Genomic DNA, 15,645 nt, shown 5'->3' with positions numbered 1-15,645 from the left:
CCGAAGGCGACGCGACGGCGGGTTGCTCACGGTGTTGAGTGATCGTCGTTTCACGGCTGGGGGGTCGTCGTGTCTGTCCACATTGAGCGCCTGAAGAAGCGCTACGGCTCTTTCGAAGCCGTCCGAGATCTGTCGCTGAGCGTGCCCACCGGCTCGCTGTTCGCCTTTCTCGGCGCGAACGGTGCTGGCAAGAGCACGACCATCGGATGCATCACGACGACGCTGAGCCCGACATCCGGAACGATCCGCGTTCAAGGACACGACGTCGTGAAAGAGGCGAACACGGTCCGCCGCATCATCGGCGCGGTATTCCAGCAGTCGCTGCTGGATCCGCTGCTCACGGTTCGCGAGAACCTCGCTGTGCGGGCAGGGTTCTACGGCCTGACCCGGCGCCAGGCTGCACAGCGCATCGCCGAGCTGTCGACCCTCGTCGCGCTCGAAGAGTTCCTCGACCGCCGCTACGGCACGCTCTCGGGCGGCCAGAAGCGACGGGCAGACATCGCGCGAGCGATTCTTCACCACCCGAAGGTCGTGTTCCTCGACGAGCCGACCTCGGGACTCGACCCGCAGTCGCGTGAGCAGATCTGGTCTGCAATCGGGCAGCTCCGCGCCGACCACGGGACCACCGTGTTCCTCACGACGCACTACATGGAAGAGACGGAACGCGCCGACGAGGTGTGCATCATCGCGAAGGGCGAGATCGTCGCCGCGGGCACCCCGACAGCACTCCGATCCCGCTACAGCAGCAGCGTGCTCTCGGTGCGCGGTGCCGACCAGACCGCGCTCGTCGAGGAGTGCCGCACCCTGGGGCTCGATGCTGAGGCGGATGGTGACGTCGTCCGCATCCCCGTGCAGTCCGCAGCGCACGCCAAGGAGTTGCTCAACCGGCTGACGATCGACGACTTCGAGTTCCGCCACGGCACCATGGATGACGTCTTCCTGAACGTGACGGGAGGGCAGATCGCATGAGGTCGGTCGCGATTCTCACCGGGCGAAACCTCCGCCTCTTCTTCCGTGACCGCGCGGGCGTGTTCTTCTCGCTGCTGTCGGCGCTCATTCTCATCGGCCTCTACGCACTGTTCCTCGGCGGCCTCCAAGTCGACAACCTGACCCAACAGCTGCCGAATGCCAGCGAGGGCGATATCCAGTGGTTCGTGAACACGTGGGTCTTCGCCGGGATCACCATGATCTCGACGCTGACCACGGCGCTCGCGGCGCTCGCCGTGTTCGTCGACGACAAGGCGAGTGGCCGGTTCAGCGACTTCATCGTCTCGCCGATCCGCCGACCCGAGTTGATCCTCGGTTACCTGCTGTCGAGCTTCGTGATCTCGTTCACGATGACGTTGGTCATCGTCGCGATCGGGCAGCTGTACCTCTTGATCCAGGGCGACGCCCTGATGACCGTCGAAGAGACGGCAACAACCATCGGATACGTGGCGATCTCGAGCCTCGCGTTCGCCGCCCTGTCGAGCTTCGTCGTCACGTTCTTGCGCAGCTCCGGCTCCTTCGCCGCGCTGTCGACGGTCGTCGGCACGATCATCGGCTTCCTCGCCGGTGCGTACATTCCGGCAGGCACGCTCCCCGACGGCATCGTCAACGTGATGAACGCCCTGCCGTTCGCCCAGTCCGCGATGCTCATCCGCGGGCCGATGACCGCGCAACCACTCGCCGCGCTCGCCGACGGCCAGACTCAGGCATCCGATGCGATCGAGGCGTTCTACGGCATCTCGGCGCACGTTGGAGACTTCGAGGTCACATCGGGCTTCGCCATCGCCGTCCTCTTCGGGGTCTTCGCCGTGTTCACCGCCCTCGGTGCGTGGCAGCTCGCTCGCCGGATCCGCTGATCCTGATGATCTTCATGCTGCCGGCGGGGCTCCTTGACGGCGTGCTCACGGGCACCGCGGTCGTGCTCCTCCTTCGAGCGTGGATCGGACCCGCGCGGCCGCTGCTCACCGGCCCGTGACACGCCCTTCGGGCGGCGGTCACCGCTGACCTTGACGATCGCACGGCACCGCTGCGCTACCCTGCCGCCATGGACAAGGCACCGTGGACTGAGCCTGAACTCGCCGCGGCGATCGTCGCCCGCGGACTTCCTGAACCGGTGGCGCGGATCGCGACGCAGGGCGGCGGAGAGGTGCACCCGTCACTCGAGTTCTCGCTTGAATCGGTCTGGCTCGACCCGGCCGGTGCCGCGATGACCGCGCTGCGCGAGTTCGGGACGGCTGAGTGGCTGCCGCTGTGGCAGTCCAGCGCGACCTCGACCGTCTTCGCACTGCCCGACGGCAGCTTCGAAGAATGGAACGCCGAAGCCGAAGAGCGCTTCGAGCGGTGGGCCGACTGGCCCGCCCTCGTGCGGTTCGTGCTCACCGACCTCTACGAGGCCGAAGCCGAAGAGGACGAGCGGGCCGAGGTCGCGGCACTCCTGCTGCCCGAGCCGCTGCGCGCCGCGGCACTCGTGCTCGAACCTCGCGACGACGAGCAGTGAGACGGCACCATGCCTGACGTCACCGAACTCGCCCTCGCCCGCGGCGCGACCGCCCGCGTGCACCGCGCCGGCTCCGACACCGCAGACGCGCCCGTCCTCGTCATGCACTACGGCACCCCGCACACCGGCGCCCACCCCGCCCCGATCGCGGCGCTCGCCGCCGACCTGGGCATCGCCCTGGTCGCCGTGACGCGCCCCGGTTTCGCCGGGGTGCCCGCGTGGTCCGGACGATCGGTCGCGGATGCCGCGCGCGACGTCGGCGAGACCCTCGACCGCCTCGGGGTCGACGGGTACTGGACGGCCGGCTACTCCGGCGGCGGCCCGCACGCCCTCGCCCTCGCGGCCCTGCACGGCAACCGCGTCCGCGGCGTCGCGACGTTCGCGTCACCGGCGCCCTTCGACGGGACCGACGACTGGTTCGCGGGCATGCACGGCGACGGGGGCGGACTTCGCCCGGCATCCCTCGGGCGCGCCGCGCGCGAACAGCATCAGCAGGCGGCCGGGTTCGACCCCGCGATGTTCACGCCCGCCGACTGGGCGGCGCTCGAAGGCGCGTGGGGCGCGATCGGACAAGACGCCGGCGCTGCCGGTACCGCCGGGTCGGATGCCGGTGAGATCGACGACGACCTCGCCTTCGTCGCACCGTGGGGCGTCGACCTCGTCGCAGTGACCGCGCCGGTGCATCTGTTCCAGGGGGCGGCCGACCGGATCATTCCCGCCCACCACGCCGAACGGCTCGCCGCCGCCCTGCCTTCCGCGACGCTGACCATCACGGACGGGTCGGGCCACGTCGCGGTCCTCGACGCGCTGCCCGGGTGGATGCGGGGACTCGGCGACGCGTGACCTCGCGACTGTCGGCGACCGGGCGTAGGGTCACGGCATGGACGCGGACGAGTCGCTGGCGCAGCGCGAGCAGGCGCTCATCGAGTTGCTCGAACGCCTCGACGCCGACGACGCCGACCTGCGCCACGACCGCGCCGACGCGACGGCCGACGACGAACACGATCCCGAAGGCGTGACGCTGTCGAGCGAATGGCAACGCGTCGAAGCCGTCCGCGCGGCCACCCGAGTCGAGCTCGACCAGGTGCGCGCCGCCCGCGCACGCGTGGTCAACGGCACCTACGGCGTATGCACCGGCTGCGGCGAACCCATCCCCGCGGCACGCCTCGAAGCGGTGCCGTCGGCGACGATGTGCGTCGCCTGCGCGTCACGCACCTGACCTGGCGCGTCAGGTGTCGCGACTGCGGTCGCTCTCTGGATCGTCTGCGTCGATCGGCTCGAACGGCTGATCCGGCTCGACGAGCGGCCCACCGACGACGCCGATGCCGACCGCCTGATGGTTCGGCACTTCCTCGCCCGGCTTGGACTCCGGTGCCGGAGCGGCAGGCTCTTCGCCCGGATCCTTCTCCGTACTCGGCGCGTCGAGCTGCTCGGTCGTCGGCTCGGCGGGTTCGTCGGGTTCGGCCGACTCGGCCGATCCGGCCGACCCGGTCGTCTCTTCCGGCTCTGCGGGCTCGTCGGGCTCGTTCGCGGTGCCGCTGGCGTCGGTGTTCATGGTGTCCACCCTGCCCTCGCGATCCGCGCGCCGCGACGGGGTTGACGACGCTTCGGCCGGGCGGTAAGTGCCACCGGCATCCTCGTGTCGAGCACCCGCCCCAGATAGTGTCACCCCATGAGCGTCATGGAGTTCGAGACCCCCGACGGCGAGACGCGACAGGTGAAGGTCAGTTCGCCCGACCGCGAGATGTGGTCGTCCGAGCTCATGGACGGTGCCGCACCCGTCACCAAGCTCGAACTCGCCGAATATCTCGTGAGCGTCTCGGACGGCGCCCTCCGCGCCATTGGCGACCGGCCGATCACCCTCCAGCGGTTCTCGGACGGCGTCGGCGGCGACGAGTTCTTCTCCAAGCGCCCGCCTGCCGGTGCGCCGTCGTGGATGCGGCGGGTGACGTGCACCTACCCGAGCCGTCGCCGCCACGAGCAGCTCGTCATCGACGACACCGCGGGGCTCGTGTGGATGGCGCAGATGGGCACCATCACGTATCACCCGTGGCCGGTGCGCACCGCGAACCTCGACAACCCCGACGAACTGCGTATCGACCTCGACCCGCAGCCGGGCCGCGACTTCGCCGACTCGGTTGAAGCCGCCTTCGCGTTGAAGGAGCTGCTGGAGGAGCTCGGCTACGTGCCGTTCGTGAAGACCAGTGGCAACCGCGGCGTACACGTGTTCTGCCGCATCGCGCCCGACCACGAGTTCCTCGACGTGCGCCACGGCGTCATCGGCATCGCCCGCGAACTGGAACGCCGCCTGCCCGACCTGGTCACCGCATCCTGGTGGAAGGAAGAACGCGGCGAGCGGGTGTTCGTCGACTTCAACCAGTCCTGCCGCGACCGGACCCTCGCCGGCGCGTACTCGCCGCGGCCGCTGCCCGGTGCGCCGGTGTCGTTCCCGGTCACGTGGGACGAGCTGCGCGACTGCAAGCCGGGAGATTTCACCGTGCGGACAGTTCCCGGCATCCTCGCCGACCGCGGCGACGCATGGTCCACGATCGACGACCACGTCGGCGCGCTCGCCCCCGCGCTCGCGCTGTGGGACGAGCAGGTCGAGCGCGGGCTCGGCGAACTGAACTTTCCGCCCGACTACCCGAAGATGCCCGGCGAGCCGCCCCGCGTGCAGCCGTCGAAGCGCCGCAAGGACCGCGACGACGAGGAATACCTCGCGCCGAAGGCCGACCGAGACGCGCACTGGGGCACCCCGATCGTGCCGCCGTACGGGCCGATGCTCGCCAGGTCGGTGAAGGACTTTCCCAAGGGCGACATGTGGTTCGAGCCGAAGTGGGACGGCTTCCGCTCGCTCATCTGGCGCTCGGGCGACCAGGTCGAGATCGGCTCGCGCAACGAACGGCCGATGACCCGCTACTTCCCCGAGCTCGTCGAGGCGATCATCGCGAACTTCCCCGACCACACGGTGATTGACGGCGAGATCGTGCTCGTCGACCCCGAGTCCGGTGATCGGTTGAACTTCGAGCTGCTGCAGCAGCGCATCCACCCCGCCGCGAGCCGCGTCAAGAAGCTCGCGGCCGAGACCCCGGCGAGTTTCGTGGCGTTCGACCTGCTGGCCCACGGTGAGACGAACTGGACCGAGCGGCCGTACGCCGAACGGCGGGCCGAACTGGAGAAGCTGCTCGCGGGCGCGAAAGCGCCGATCCACCTCACTCCGGCGACGCAGGACCGCGACGAAGCCCGCCGCTGGTTCGAGCAGTTCGAGGGCGCCGGGCTCGACGGCGTCATGGCCAAGCCCGCCGACCTGCTCTACCTCGAAGACAAGCGCGCGATGTACAAGATCAAGCACGAGCGCACCGCCGACTGTGTGGTCGCCGGCTACCGCACCCACAAGTCCGGTGACGACAAGATCGGGTCGCTGCTGCTCGGCCTCTACGCCGAAGACGGCACCCTGCAGTCGGTCGGGGTGATCGGGGCGTTCAGCATGCAGCGCCGTGAGGAACTGTTCCAAGAACTGCAGCCGCTGGTCACCGGATTCGAGGGCCATCCGTGGTCGTGGGCGGGCGAGGGCGACGAGGCGACCGCCGATCAGACCGCCGACAACCGCGACCAGAGCTTTCCCCGCACCCCCACCTCATCCGCGTACTCCCGCTGGAACGCGAACAAGGACCTGTCGTTCACCCCGCTCCGCCCGGAGCGTGTGGTCGAGGTGCGCTACGACCACATGGAGGGCACCCGGTTCCGCCACACCGCCCAGTTCAACCGGTGGCGCGACGACAAGGACCCCCGCGACTGCACGTACGAGCAGCTCGACGAACCCGTCTCCTACGATCTCGACGACGTGCTCGGCGCCGGGGGTTGAGTCACGACCGCGATCGCGGGTCGCCGGGTGAGCGCGTGTTGCCGTGCGTAACTCCTGACTTTTGGTCGTGCCGGCGCCAGGCAGGGCCGGGATTCCGGGGCTCGGCGGGCATGCGCTGTCGAAAACTCAGGAGTTCCGCACGACGCGGGGGAGTTCCGCGCGACGGGGGGAGTCACGCACGACGCGGGGGAGAGATCGCCCGGCGCGGGGCGGACACGCCTCAGTCGTCGATGCGGGAGTGCTCGCCGAGGCGATGCCAGGTGCGGTTGTGATAGACCAGCGCATCGCCGGAGGCGCCCGGGTGCGCGTCCCGCTCAATGTGCGACTGCAGCGCGTGGGCGGCGATGACGGTCGAGGTGCCGGCATCCATGCGGTCGATCACGGCGCAGCGGACCCACGCGCGAACGTCGCGGTAGACCGGCTCACCGGTGACCAGCCGCGACCAGGTGTGCGTCTGCGCGAACCGGTCGGCGCCACCCGTCGCGCCGAGCTTCGCGACGTCGAGGTCGTGTGCGTCGAGCAGGTGCACGACGACGGTCTCGGCGCGCGAGAGCACGGCGGATGCCGAGGACATCGCCGAGATCGAGAAGATCAACAGCGGCGGTTCGGCGCTCACCGACGATACCGACGTGGCCGTCAGTGCGACCGGGCCATCGCCGGTATCCGCCGTGATGACCGCGACCCCGCCGGGGTGGCCGCGGAACAGCGACTTGAACTCGTCCGGTGACAGCGACGACGCGAAGCCGTGCTTGGGCTCGAGTCCCTTGGTGGCGGTGTCGGGCGTGCTCACGCCAACTCCTCGCGGACGATGCGTGCCCCGGCGCTGAGGGCGCTGAGCTTGGCGAGGGCGACATCCCGCGGGAACGGCGCCATGCCGCAGTTCGTGCTGGGGATGAGCTTGTCGGCGTCGACGAAGGCGAGTGCGTTGCGCAGCACATCGGCGACCTCTTCGGGCGTCTCGACGGTCTCGTTCGCGACGTCGATCGCGCCGAGCATGACGTTCTTGCCGCGCAGGATCTCGATGAGGTCCATGGGCACGTGCGAGTGCTGGCTCTCGAGCGAGACGGTGTCGATGGTCGAGCGCTGCAGCAGCGGGAACGACTCCTCGTACTGCCGCCACTGCGAACCGAGCGTGGCCTTCCAGTCGGTGTTCGCCTTGATGCCGTAGCCGTAGCAGATGTGCACGACGGTCTCGGCGCGCAGACCCTCGGCCGCACGCTCCAGCGTCGCGACACCCCAGTCCTTCAGCTCGTCGAAGAAGACGTTGAACGCGGGCTCGTCGAACTGGATGATGTCGACGCCGGCGGCTTCGAGCTCGCGCGCCTCCTGGTTGAGGATGCCGGCGAACTCCCACGCCAGCTTCTCGCGGCTCTTGTAGTGGGCGTCGTAGAGCGTGTCGATCATCGTCATGGGGCCGGGCAGTGCCCACTTGATCGGGCGGTCGGTGCTCTGCCGCAAGAACTTCGCGTCGTCGACGAACACGGGCCGCTCGCGGCCGACCGCGCCGACGACCGTGGGCACGCTCGCGTCGTAGCGGTCGCGGATACGGACCGTCTCGCGCCGTTCGAAATCGACACCGCTCAGGTGCTCGATGAAGGTCGTGACGAAGTGCTGACGGGTCTGCTCGCCGTCGCTGACGATGTCGATGCCGCGGCGCGTCTGCTCCTGCACGGCGATGCGCAGCGCATCCTGCTTGCCCTCGACGAGCGCGTCGCCTTCGAGCTTCCACGGTGACCACAGGGTTTCGGGCTCGGCGAGCCACGACGGCTTGGGCAGGCTGCCGACGATCGAGGTCGGAAGGAGGGTGCTCATGTCGTGATCCTCCGCGCTCAGCCGACCGGGGCGAGCGCGCCGGCGAGCCACTGCTCGAGCGCGTCGTTGTGCGGCGTCATGAAGTGCTCGTCGGTGTACTTGCCCTGCGTGACGCCGAGTCGGCTGCGCTCTTCGCGGTCGTAGTCGATCTGCGTGCGCGAGAAGTCCAGCGACTCGAGGGTCGGCCGGTAGATGTCGGCTGCGGCCGAGTTCGCGTTGTAGATCTCGGGGCGGTAGATCTTCTGGAACGTCTCCATCGTGCTGATCGTGCTGATCAGCTGCAGGTTCGAGTAGTCGCTCAGCAGGTCGCCGCGGAAGTAGAACGCGAGCGGCGCGACACTGCCGCGCGGCATGAAGTACCGCACCTGCAGGCCCATCTTGGCGAAGTACTCGTCGGTCAGCGAGAACGCGTCCTGCTCGTACTCGACGCCCAGCACGGGGTGCACGTTCGTGGTGCGACGGTAGGTCTTGCTCGTCGAGACGCTGATGCAGATGACCGGTGTCTGCGTGAAGCGCTCGCGGTACGCGTCGGATGCCAGGAACTGTTCGAACAGGCGGCCGTGCAGCAGGCCGAAGTCGTCGGGCAGGTGCGACGATCCGCTGTTGCTGAGCGAGGGGAGCACGATGCTGAAGTCGTAGTCGCGGACGTACGACGAGAAGTTGTTGCCGACGATGCCGTGGTGGCGGGCACCCGTGCGGCGGTCGACGATCGAGGTGTCGAGCACTTCGAGCAGCGGAAAGCTCTGCGCTTCACCGTCGGCGGTGAAGTCAAGATGCACCGAGACGATCTCGAGTTCGACGGCGTAGCGGTCGCGAGTCGGGTTGTCCCAGCCTGCGAGGTCGTTGAACCGGTTCTCGATCATCGCGAGCGTGTTGCGCAGGTTCTGCTGACGGTGCTCACCGCGGGCCAGGTTCGCGAAGTTCGTCGTGACGCGCGAGTCGTCGGAGGGGGTGTAGTCCTCGTCGAAGCGTGTCGTCGTGAAGCGGAAGCTGAAGTCGTGGGCCATGCTCGTCATCCGGTCGGGTGGGCCGGGGTCGGCCGCAGAAGGGGGATGCATCAATGGTGACGCCGCAAGGCGGTTATCGGGTAACTTGCGCTGACTATGCGCTCATATAGGGTTTGCCTATGGCTCAACGATCGGGCGGGATGACGCTGCTGCAGCTGCGCTACTTCATCGAGGTCGCGGCCGAGGGGTCGATCTCGGGCGCGGCCGACCTGCTCTACGTCGCGCAGCCGACCATGTCGGCCGCGATGAAAGACCTCGAGTCGCGCGTGGGCCGGCCGCTGCTCGTCCGCTCCGCGCGCGGCGTGACCCTCACCGACGAGGGTGCCGAGTTCCTCGGCTACGCCCGCCAGGTCGTCGAGCAGGTCGAACTGCTCGAGCAGCGCTACCTCGACCGCCCGCCCTCCCGCCGTCTGCTCGGCGTCTCGACGCAGCACTACTCGTTCGCCGTCGACGCCTTCGTGCGCATGGTGAAGGCCTCGGATGCCGCGGAGTACGAATTCTCGCTCCGCGAGACCCGCACGTGGGACATCATCGAAGACGTCCGCACGCTGCGCAGTGAAATCGGCATCCTCTATCGCAACGACTTCAACCGGAAGGTGATCGACAAGCTGCTGCGCGACTCGGGGCTCGCCTTCCACCCGCTGTTCCTCGCCGACCCGCACATCTTCATCTCGCGCACCAACCCGCTCGCGAAGCGGGAGCGGGTGACGCTCGACGACCTCGCCGACCTGCCGCGCCTCACGTTCGACCAGGGTGCGAACAACTCCTTCTACTTCGCCGAAGAGATCCTCTCGACCCGCTCGAGCCGGCAGGACATCCGCGTGTCCGACCGCGCCACGATCTTCAACCTCATGATCGGCCTCGACGGCTACACGATCTCGACCGGCATCATCAGCGACGAACTCGACCCCGAGATCGTCGCGATCCCGCTCCAGGTCGAAGAGCGCATCGAGATCGGCTGGATCGACCACACCGCCATCCCGCTCACCGACCAGGCCCACCGCTACCTGTCAGAGGTGCGCGCCGTCGTCTCCGGCTTCGGAGTGCAGCTGCTCGACTGAGGTTGTGAAGACCTCTTGACACCCGGCATCCACTGCCTTAACGTACAACCAAATGGTTGTACAAGATTCCAGCCCGGAGCTGACCGACGATGAGACCGACCGCCTGTTCCATGCACTCGCGGCGGCGACCCGCCGTGACATCCTGCGTCGCACGATCGAGCGCGAGCAGTCCGTCTCGGCGCTCGCCGCTGACTACGACATGTCGTTCGCCGCGGTGCAGAAGCACGTGGCCGTGCTCGAAGCCGCACACCTCATCGTCAAGCGCGCCGAGGGCCGGGAGCGGCTTGTCCGAGCGGATCCCGTCATGATCGCCCGCGCCCGCGCCCTGCTGTCGCGCTACGAAGACCTCTGGCGCGCACGCATCGACCGGCTCGACGCGTTCCTCGCCGAGCCCGAGCACTGACCCATACGAAGTCACCCAAGGAGAGAGCAATGCCTGTCACCGACATCACCACCGACACCGAGAACCTCACGATGACGCTCGTCGCCGACGTCGACGCATCCGTCGACCGGCTGTGGCGCGCGTTCACGCAGCCCCGCCAGCTCGAGCGCTTCTGGGGCCCTCCCGGGTGGCCGGCCACCTTCACCGACTTCGACTTCACGGTCGGCGGCCGCGCGAAGTACCACATGACCAGCCCGAAAGGTGAGGCCTCGTACGGGGCGTGGGAGTTCCTCTCGATCGACGAGGGCAACGGCTTCGAAGTGCTCGACAACTTCACGGATGCCGAGGGCACCGTCTTCGATGGCTTCCCGACCATGCGCATGACGTACGCATTCACCGCGACCGACACCGGCGCGCGCATGACCAACGTCACGACGTTCGCCTCGCTCGAAGGGCTGCAGCAGGCGATCGACATGGGCGCCGTCGAAGGCTCGCGCATGGCGATGGACCAGCTGGATGCCGTGCTGCACGACCTGCGCGACTACGCGCAGGGCAAGGGCACCCGCACCGAGATCCTCGACGACACCCACGTGCGCATCACCCGGCTCATCGAAGGTCCGCAGGACCTCGTCTGGCGCGCGCACCAGGAGCCCGAACTGCTCAAGCAATGGCTGCTCGGCCCCGACGGCTGGCAGATGGTCGAGTGCGAAGTCGGCGACACCTACCGCTACGTGTGGCAGCAGGGCGACGACGAATCCACCCGTTTCGGGTTCGAGGGGGAGACGCTCATCAGCGAGGCGCCGCGGCGCTCGGTGACGACCGAGAAGATGATCGGGATGGAGGGCGAGGGCACGATCAACGACCTGCAGCTCTACGAAGAGGACGGTGCGACCCTGCTCACGCTTCTCATCGAGTACCCGAGCCTCGAGCTGCGCGACATGATCCTAGCCACCGGCATGACCGACGGCATGGAGACCAGCTACGCCCGTTTGGAGGGTGTGCTCGCCGCCGTCTGACCTGCGGCATCCCCCGCGAACCCTCACACTCTGCTCGAACCCTCAGAGTTTTCGACGCAGGAGTGTGAGGGTTCGCGTCAACTGTGAGGGCTCGGCGATGAGGGGATGCCGCGGCGAGTGTGCGAATCGCCTCAGCGGGCCAGTCTCAGGCGCGGGCGATGGCATCCTCGAGCGCGACCCACGCGAGCATGGCGCACTTCACCCGCGCTGAGAACTTCGAAACCCCCGACAGCGCGGTCGCGTCGGCGTAGGTCTCTTCGTCGAGCGGGATCTTGCCGCGCGAGCGCAGCGCCTCGCGGAACCCTTCGATGAGCGCATCGACCTGCTCGCGGGGAAGGCCGGCATCCCCGGCATCCTCTTCGACGAGCGCGGCGAGCATGGATGCCGACGCCTGCGAGATCGAGCAGCCGGTGCCGTCCCACGTCACGTCGATGAGGCGCGCGCCGTCGTCCGAGACATGCACCTGCAGGGTCACGTCGTCGCCGCACATCGGGTTGTGCTGGTGCGAACTCGCGACCCGGCCCGGCTCGTCGGCGATGCCCTTGCCGCGCGGGTGCTTGGAGTGGTCGAGGATGAGCTCCTGGTAGAGCGAATCGAGCCCGTTCATGCGTCTGCTCCGAAGTAGGGACGGATGCCGCGGACGCCATCGAGGAACGCGTCGACGTCGGCATCGGTGTTGTACAGGGCGGTCGAGGCGCGCACCGACGCGGTGATGCCGAACCGCTGGTGCAGCGGCTTCGCGCAGTGGTGGCCGACGCGCACCGCGATGCCGAGCGCATCCAGGTACTGCCCGGCGTCGTGCGCGTGCACACCTTTGACGTCGAACGACCACAGGCCGACGCGCTCCACAACCTCGGCGTCGCCGAGCAGACGGATGCCGGGGATCTCGCGCAGCCCGTCGCGCATGCGCTCGGCAAGCCGGGCCTCGTGCGCGTGCACGGCATCCACACCGGCATCTTGCAGGTAGCGGACCGCCGCGGCCAGGCCGATCGCGGGGCCGACCGGCTGCGTGCCGGCCTCGAACTTCTGCGGCGCGGGCAGGTAACCTGCCTCGTCGAGCGTGACCGTCGTGATCATCGACCCGCCGGTGAGGAACGGCGGCAGCGCGTCGAGCACCTCGGCGCGACCATAGAGCCCGCCGACGCCGTACGGGCCGAGCATCTTGTGGCCGCTGAAGACGGCGAGGTCGACGCCCGATGCCGGCAGGTCCAGCGGCAGGTGCGGCGCCGACTGGCAGGCATCCATCACCGTCAGGGCGCCCGCCTCGCGGGCGAGTGCGACGAGCTCGGCGACCGGGTTGATGATGCCGAGCACGTTCGACACGTGTGTGAAGGCGACGACGCGGGTGCGGGCGCCGATGAGGGATGACGCGGCATCGAGATCGAGCTGCCCGTCGTCGTGCAGCGGGATGTGCCGCAGCGCGGCGCCCGTGCGCGCCGCGAGCTCTTGCCACGGGATGAGGTTCGCGTGGTGCTCGCTCTCGGTCACGACGATCTCGTCGCCCGGCTTGAGGGCGAAGCGGGATGCCGCCTCACCGCCGCGTCCGAGCGTCGCATTGCCGATCGAATACGCGACGAGGTTGAGGCCCGCCGTGGCGCCGCTCGTCCAGGCGAGCTGCTCGGGGGCGGCACCGACGAACCCGGCGACGGCCTCACGGGCGTCCTCGAACAGGTCGGTCGCCTCGGCCGCGAGCGTGTGCGCACCGCGGTGCACGGCCGCATTCTGGTGGGTGAGGAAGTCGTACTCGGCCTGCAACACCTGCCGCGGCTTCTGGCTCGTCGCACCAGAGTCGAGATACACGAGCGGGTGGCCGTTCACCTCGGTCTGCAGGATCGGAAAATCCTCCCGCAACGCGGCGGCATCGAACACCCGCACGGGTGCGGGCGCTGCGGTATCGGTCAGGCCGGGGGAAGTCACCCCTCTAGGCTACGCCGCCCGTGACGGCCAGGGCCCGGTGTGACCCCCGGGGTCAGCGCTCGCCCTGGTAGAACGTGTAGGTCACGCCCGTCACCGCGTCGGCGCTCGCCTTCGCGAACGCGCTGAAGGTGCGCACCCCGTCGTTCCAGAACGTGCCGCGGTCGGTGCCGAACACGAGCTGCGTGTGGCTGCCGTCGGCGGTGTCTTCAGCATCCGGTCCGAGCGCCTGCGCGTCGGCGACACTCATGCCGATCTCGATGCCGAACTCGTCGGCGATCGTGACCTCGCCGACCGTGTTCGCTGTGTAGTCGACATAGGTCGGGGCGGGGATCTCGTCGCGTGGCCGGTTGCCCTCGCCCAGCCGTACGTCATAGAGCCGGAAGCCGTTCCAGTCGTAGATGTCGTAGGCCCAGTTCTCGGCGTCTCCCTCGAGGAAGTCCTCGGTCGGTTCGCTGCCGAACGCCTCACTCAGCGCATCGATCGCAGGCTGCGCCTCGGCCGCCCAATCGTGCTCATACACCTCGGAGCCCGCGGCATCCGTCAGCGTGAAGCCGGTGCCCGACACCTCGATGCGCGCCCCGTCGGTCTCGGCAGGCGGCGTCGAGGCGTCGTCGCTCGGCGCCGTCTCGGTGGTCTCGACGGGCGCCTCGCCGGTCGTCGTCTGCTCGGATGCCGGAGTGCTCGACCCGCCGCGGTTCATCGCGATGATCATGGTGACGATCACGGCGACCGCGAGCACACCCGCGATCACCGCCAGAACGATGGTGGAGCGTTGCGCACGTGCGGGGGCCATGCATCCAGTCTCCCCGATGCGGCTGGGTGCGCCGTGCTAGTCCAGGAACTCGGTCGCCGCGACGACCAACGCATCGACGCCCCGCTCGATCGTGGGGTGCAGCACGGGCGCGAAGAGCGGGGAGTGGTTCGTCGGAATGTCTTGGGCGATGCGACCGGCAGCCTCGGCATCCGCGTACGTCTGCGGGTCGACCCCGCCCCAGAACCAGAACACGAGCGGCACGCCCGACTCGCGCGCGAACCACGAGACGTCTTCACTGCCGGTGAACATGCCCGGGTCGATGACCGTGCCCGCCCCGAACGCGTTGTCGAACGCCGCGGTCAGGCGCGCGGTGGCGTCGTGGTCGTTGATCGTCGGCGGCAGTGTGTGGTCGATCGAGATGACCGGCTCCTCCTCGGCACCGGATGCCGCGGCCTCCGCCCGCACGATCCGCTCGACCCGCGCCATGACGTCGGCGCGCGCATCGTCGTTCGGGTACCGCAGACTCAGCTCGAGCTTCGCCTCGGCGGGGATGATGTTGTTCTTCAGCCCAGCGTGGATCGAGCCGACGGTGACGACCGCCATCTCACGCGGGTCGACCTCGCGCGAGACCACCGTCTGCAGGCGCATGACGGTCGCCGCGGCCATGACGACCGGGTCGATCGTCGCGTGGGGGCGCGAACCGTGCCCGCCGCGACCGAGCAGCCGCACGCTGAGCCCGTCGGATGCCGCCATCTGCGTGCCCGGGCGCACCCCGATGACGCCCGCGGGCAGCGGTGTGAGGTGCTGGCCGAGCACGACGTCGGGCTTCGGGAACCGGTCGAGCACACCGTCGGCGATCATCGCCTGTGAACCCGCGCCGTACTCCTCGGCCGGCTGGAAGACGGCCACGACGGTGCCCGACCACTCCTCACGCGTCGCGAGCAGCTTCTCGAGCGCGCCCAGCAGCGCGGTCACGTGCATGTCGTGGCCGCACGCGTGCATGACGGGCACATCGGTGCCGGCCGGGTCGGTGCCGCGCGCGGTGCTGGCGTAGGCGAGGCCGGTGTCTTCTTCGACGGGCAGGGCATCCATGTCGGCGCGCAGCCACACGACGGGACCGTTGCCGTTGCGGATCGTCGTCGCGACACCGGTCTTGCCGATGCCCTCTTCGAACTCGAGTCCCAGCGCCGCGAGCTCACGCGTGATGACGCCCGCCGTGCGGGTCTCTTGGAACGACAGCTCCGGGTGACGGTGCAGGTCGATGTAGAGGGCTTCGAGGTCGATCGGGTGGCGCTCGGTCATGCGTCAGAGCCTACGCGGGTGCCCCAGTCGAACGCGGGCAGCGG

Annotated in this window: 17 protein-coding genes; 9 read left to right on the top strand and 8 right to left on the bottom strand. The window is 68.8% G+C overall.

All coding sequences use genetic code 11. The features are described from left to right. Window positions 1–69 precede the first annotated feature (69 nt). The 5 genes from AC3ENX_RS08900 (at window position 70) to AC3ENX_RS08880 (ending at window position 3,704) form a co-directional block, all read left to right on the top strand. Window positions 70–969 (top strand): ABC transporter ATP-binding protein, encoded by a 900-nt coding sequence (locus tag AC3ENX_RS08900; protein WP_434811512.1) that lies wholly within the window; start codon window positions 70–72, stop codon window positions 967–969. Next, window positions 966–1,844, top strand: a complete 879-nt coding sequence (locus AC3ENX_RS08895; protein ID WP_434811511.1) for an ABC transporter permease — start codon at window positions 966–968, stop codon at window positions 1,842–1,844. The genes AC3ENX_RS08900 and AC3ENX_RS08895 overlap by 4 nt, the downstream gene beginning before the upstream one ends. A 188-nt stretch (window positions 1,845–2,032) precedes the next feature. Next, the gene (locus AC3ENX_RS08890; protein ID WP_434811510.1) at window positions 2,033–2,485 is read left to right on the top strand and encodes a hypothetical protein; all 453 of its coding nucleotides are present in this window, start codon (window positions 2,033–2,035) and stop codon (window positions 2,483–2,485) included. Window positions 2,486–2,494: 9 nt separating this feature from the next. After that, window positions 2,495–3,328 carry an alpha/beta fold hydrolase gene (locus AC3ENX_RS08885; RefSeq protein WP_434811509.1) on the top strand — a complete coding sequence of 278 codons (834 nt, stop codon included), beginning with the start codon at window positions 2,495–2,497 and terminating at the stop codon, window positions 3,326–3,328. Between the two features lie 37 nt (window positions 3,329–3,365). Beyond that, window positions 3,366–3,704 carry a TraR/DksA family transcriptional regulator gene (locus tag AC3ENX_RS08880; protein ID WP_434811508.1) on the top strand — a complete coding sequence of 113 codons (339 nt, stop codon included), beginning with the start codon at window positions 3,366–3,368 and terminating at the stop codon, window positions 3,702–3,704. A 9-nt stretch (window positions 3,705–3,713) separates the two neighbouring features. Here the strand turns inward: AC3ENX_RS08880 and AC3ENX_RS08875 are convergent, their stop codons facing one another. After that, window positions 3,714–4,040, bottom strand: a complete 327-nt coding sequence (locus AC3ENX_RS08875) for a hypothetical protein (RefSeq protein ID WP_434811507.1) — start codon at window positions 4,038–4,040, stop codon at window positions 3,714–3,716. A 117-nt stretch (window positions 4,041–4,157) separates the two neighbouring features. Here AC3ENX_RS08875 and AC3ENX_RS08870 point away from each other — a divergent pair, with 117 nt between their 5' ends. Next, window positions 4,158–6,350, top strand: coding sequence for an ATP-dependent DNA ligase (locus tag AC3ENX_RS08870; RefSeq protein WP_434811506.1), 2,193 nt, complete (start codon window positions 4,158–4,160; stop codon window positions 6,348–6,350). Window positions 6,351–6,570: 220 nt separating this feature from the next. Here AC3ENX_RS08870 and AC3ENX_RS08865 read toward each other — a convergent pair whose 3' ends face one another. The 3 genes from AC3ENX_RS08865 to AC3ENX_RS08855 are packed head-to-tail and all read right to left on the bottom strand — an operon-like array spanning window position 6,571 to window position 9,169. Further along, the gene (locus AC3ENX_RS08865; RefSeq protein WP_434811505.1) at window positions 6,571–7,140 is read right to left on the bottom strand and encodes a flavin reductase family protein; all 570 of its coding nucleotides are present in this window, start codon (window positions 7,138–7,140) and stop codon (window positions 6,571–6,573) included. After that, a complete protein-coding gene (locus AC3ENX_RS08860) occupies window positions 7,137–8,162 on the bottom strand; it encodes a methionine synthase (RefSeq protein WP_434811504.1) in 1,026 nt (341 codons plus the stop codon). Before AC3ENX_RS08860 ends, AC3ENX_RS08865 begins: the two co-directional genes overlap by 4 nt. Before the next feature lie 17 nt (window positions 8,163–8,179). Further along, window positions 8,180–9,169: a putative oxygenase MesX gene (locus AC3ENX_RS08855; protein WP_434811503.1), complete on the bottom strand. Its 990-nt coding sequence runs from the start codon at window positions 9,167–9,169 to the stop codon at window positions 8,180–8,182. Between the two features lie 119 nt (window positions 9,170–9,288). Here AC3ENX_RS08855 and AC3ENX_RS08850 point away from each other — a divergent pair, with 119 nt between their 5' ends. Genes AC3ENX_RS08850 through AC3ENX_RS08840 form a run of 3 tightly spaced genes read left to right on the top strand, consistent with a single transcriptional unit; the run spans window position 9,289 to window position 11,628 of the window. Next, window positions 9,289–10,230 (top strand): LysR family transcriptional regulator, encoded by a 942-nt coding sequence (locus tag AC3ENX_RS08850; protein ID WP_434811502.1) that lies wholly within the window; start codon window positions 9,289–9,291, stop codon window positions 10,228–10,230. 52 nt (window positions 10,231–10,282) lie between these two features. Continuing rightward, window positions 10,283–10,633, top strand: coding sequence for an ArsR/SmtB family transcription factor (locus tag AC3ENX_RS08845; protein WP_434811501.1), 351 nt, complete (start codon window positions 10,283–10,285; stop codon window positions 10,631–10,633). Between the two features lie 29 nt (window positions 10,634–10,662). After that, window positions 10,663–11,628: an SRPBCC family protein gene (locus AC3ENX_RS08840; protein WP_434811500.1), complete on the top strand. Its 966-nt coding sequence runs from the start codon at window positions 10,663–10,665 to the stop codon at window positions 11,626–11,628. 145 nt (window positions 11,629–11,773) lie between these two features. Here the strand turns inward: AC3ENX_RS08840 and sufU are convergent, their stop codons facing one another. From sufU to AC3ENX_RS08820, 4 genes are read right to left on the bottom strand one after another with little or no spacing between them, the layout of a single operon-like run. Continuing rightward, window positions 11,774–12,235, bottom strand: coding sequence for a Fe-S cluster assembly sulfur transfer protein SufU (sufU, locus tag AC3ENX_RS08835; protein ID WP_434811499.1), 462 nt, complete (start codon window positions 12,233–12,235; stop codon window positions 11,774–11,776). Further along, complete coding sequence (locus tag AC3ENX_RS08830) at window positions 12,232–13,545, bottom strand: aminotransferase class V-fold PLP-dependent enzyme (RefSeq protein ID WP_434811498.1); 1,314 nt, start codon at window positions 13,543–13,545, stop codon at window positions 12,232–12,234. The genes sufU and AC3ENX_RS08830 overlap by 4 nt, the downstream gene beginning before the upstream one ends. Before the next feature lie 52 nt (window positions 13,546–13,597). Then, window positions 13,598–14,338: a hypothetical protein gene (locus tag AC3ENX_RS08825; protein WP_434811497.1), complete on the bottom strand. Its 741-nt coding sequence runs from the start codon at window positions 14,336–14,338 to the stop codon at window positions 13,598–13,600. Window positions 14,339–14,374: 36 nt separating this feature from the next. Then, window positions 14,375–15,601: an amidohydrolase gene (locus AC3ENX_RS08820; protein WP_434811496.1), complete on the bottom strand. Its 1,227-nt coding sequence runs from the start codon at window positions 15,599–15,601 to the stop codon at window positions 14,375–14,377. Window positions 15,602–15,645: the final 44 nt, after the last annotated feature.

Source organism: Microbacterium sp. bgisy189, from assembly GCF_057707225.1.
The sequence above is the reverse complement of the archived record's forward strand: the minus strand, read 5'-3'. Positions and strand labels throughout refer to the sequence as shown.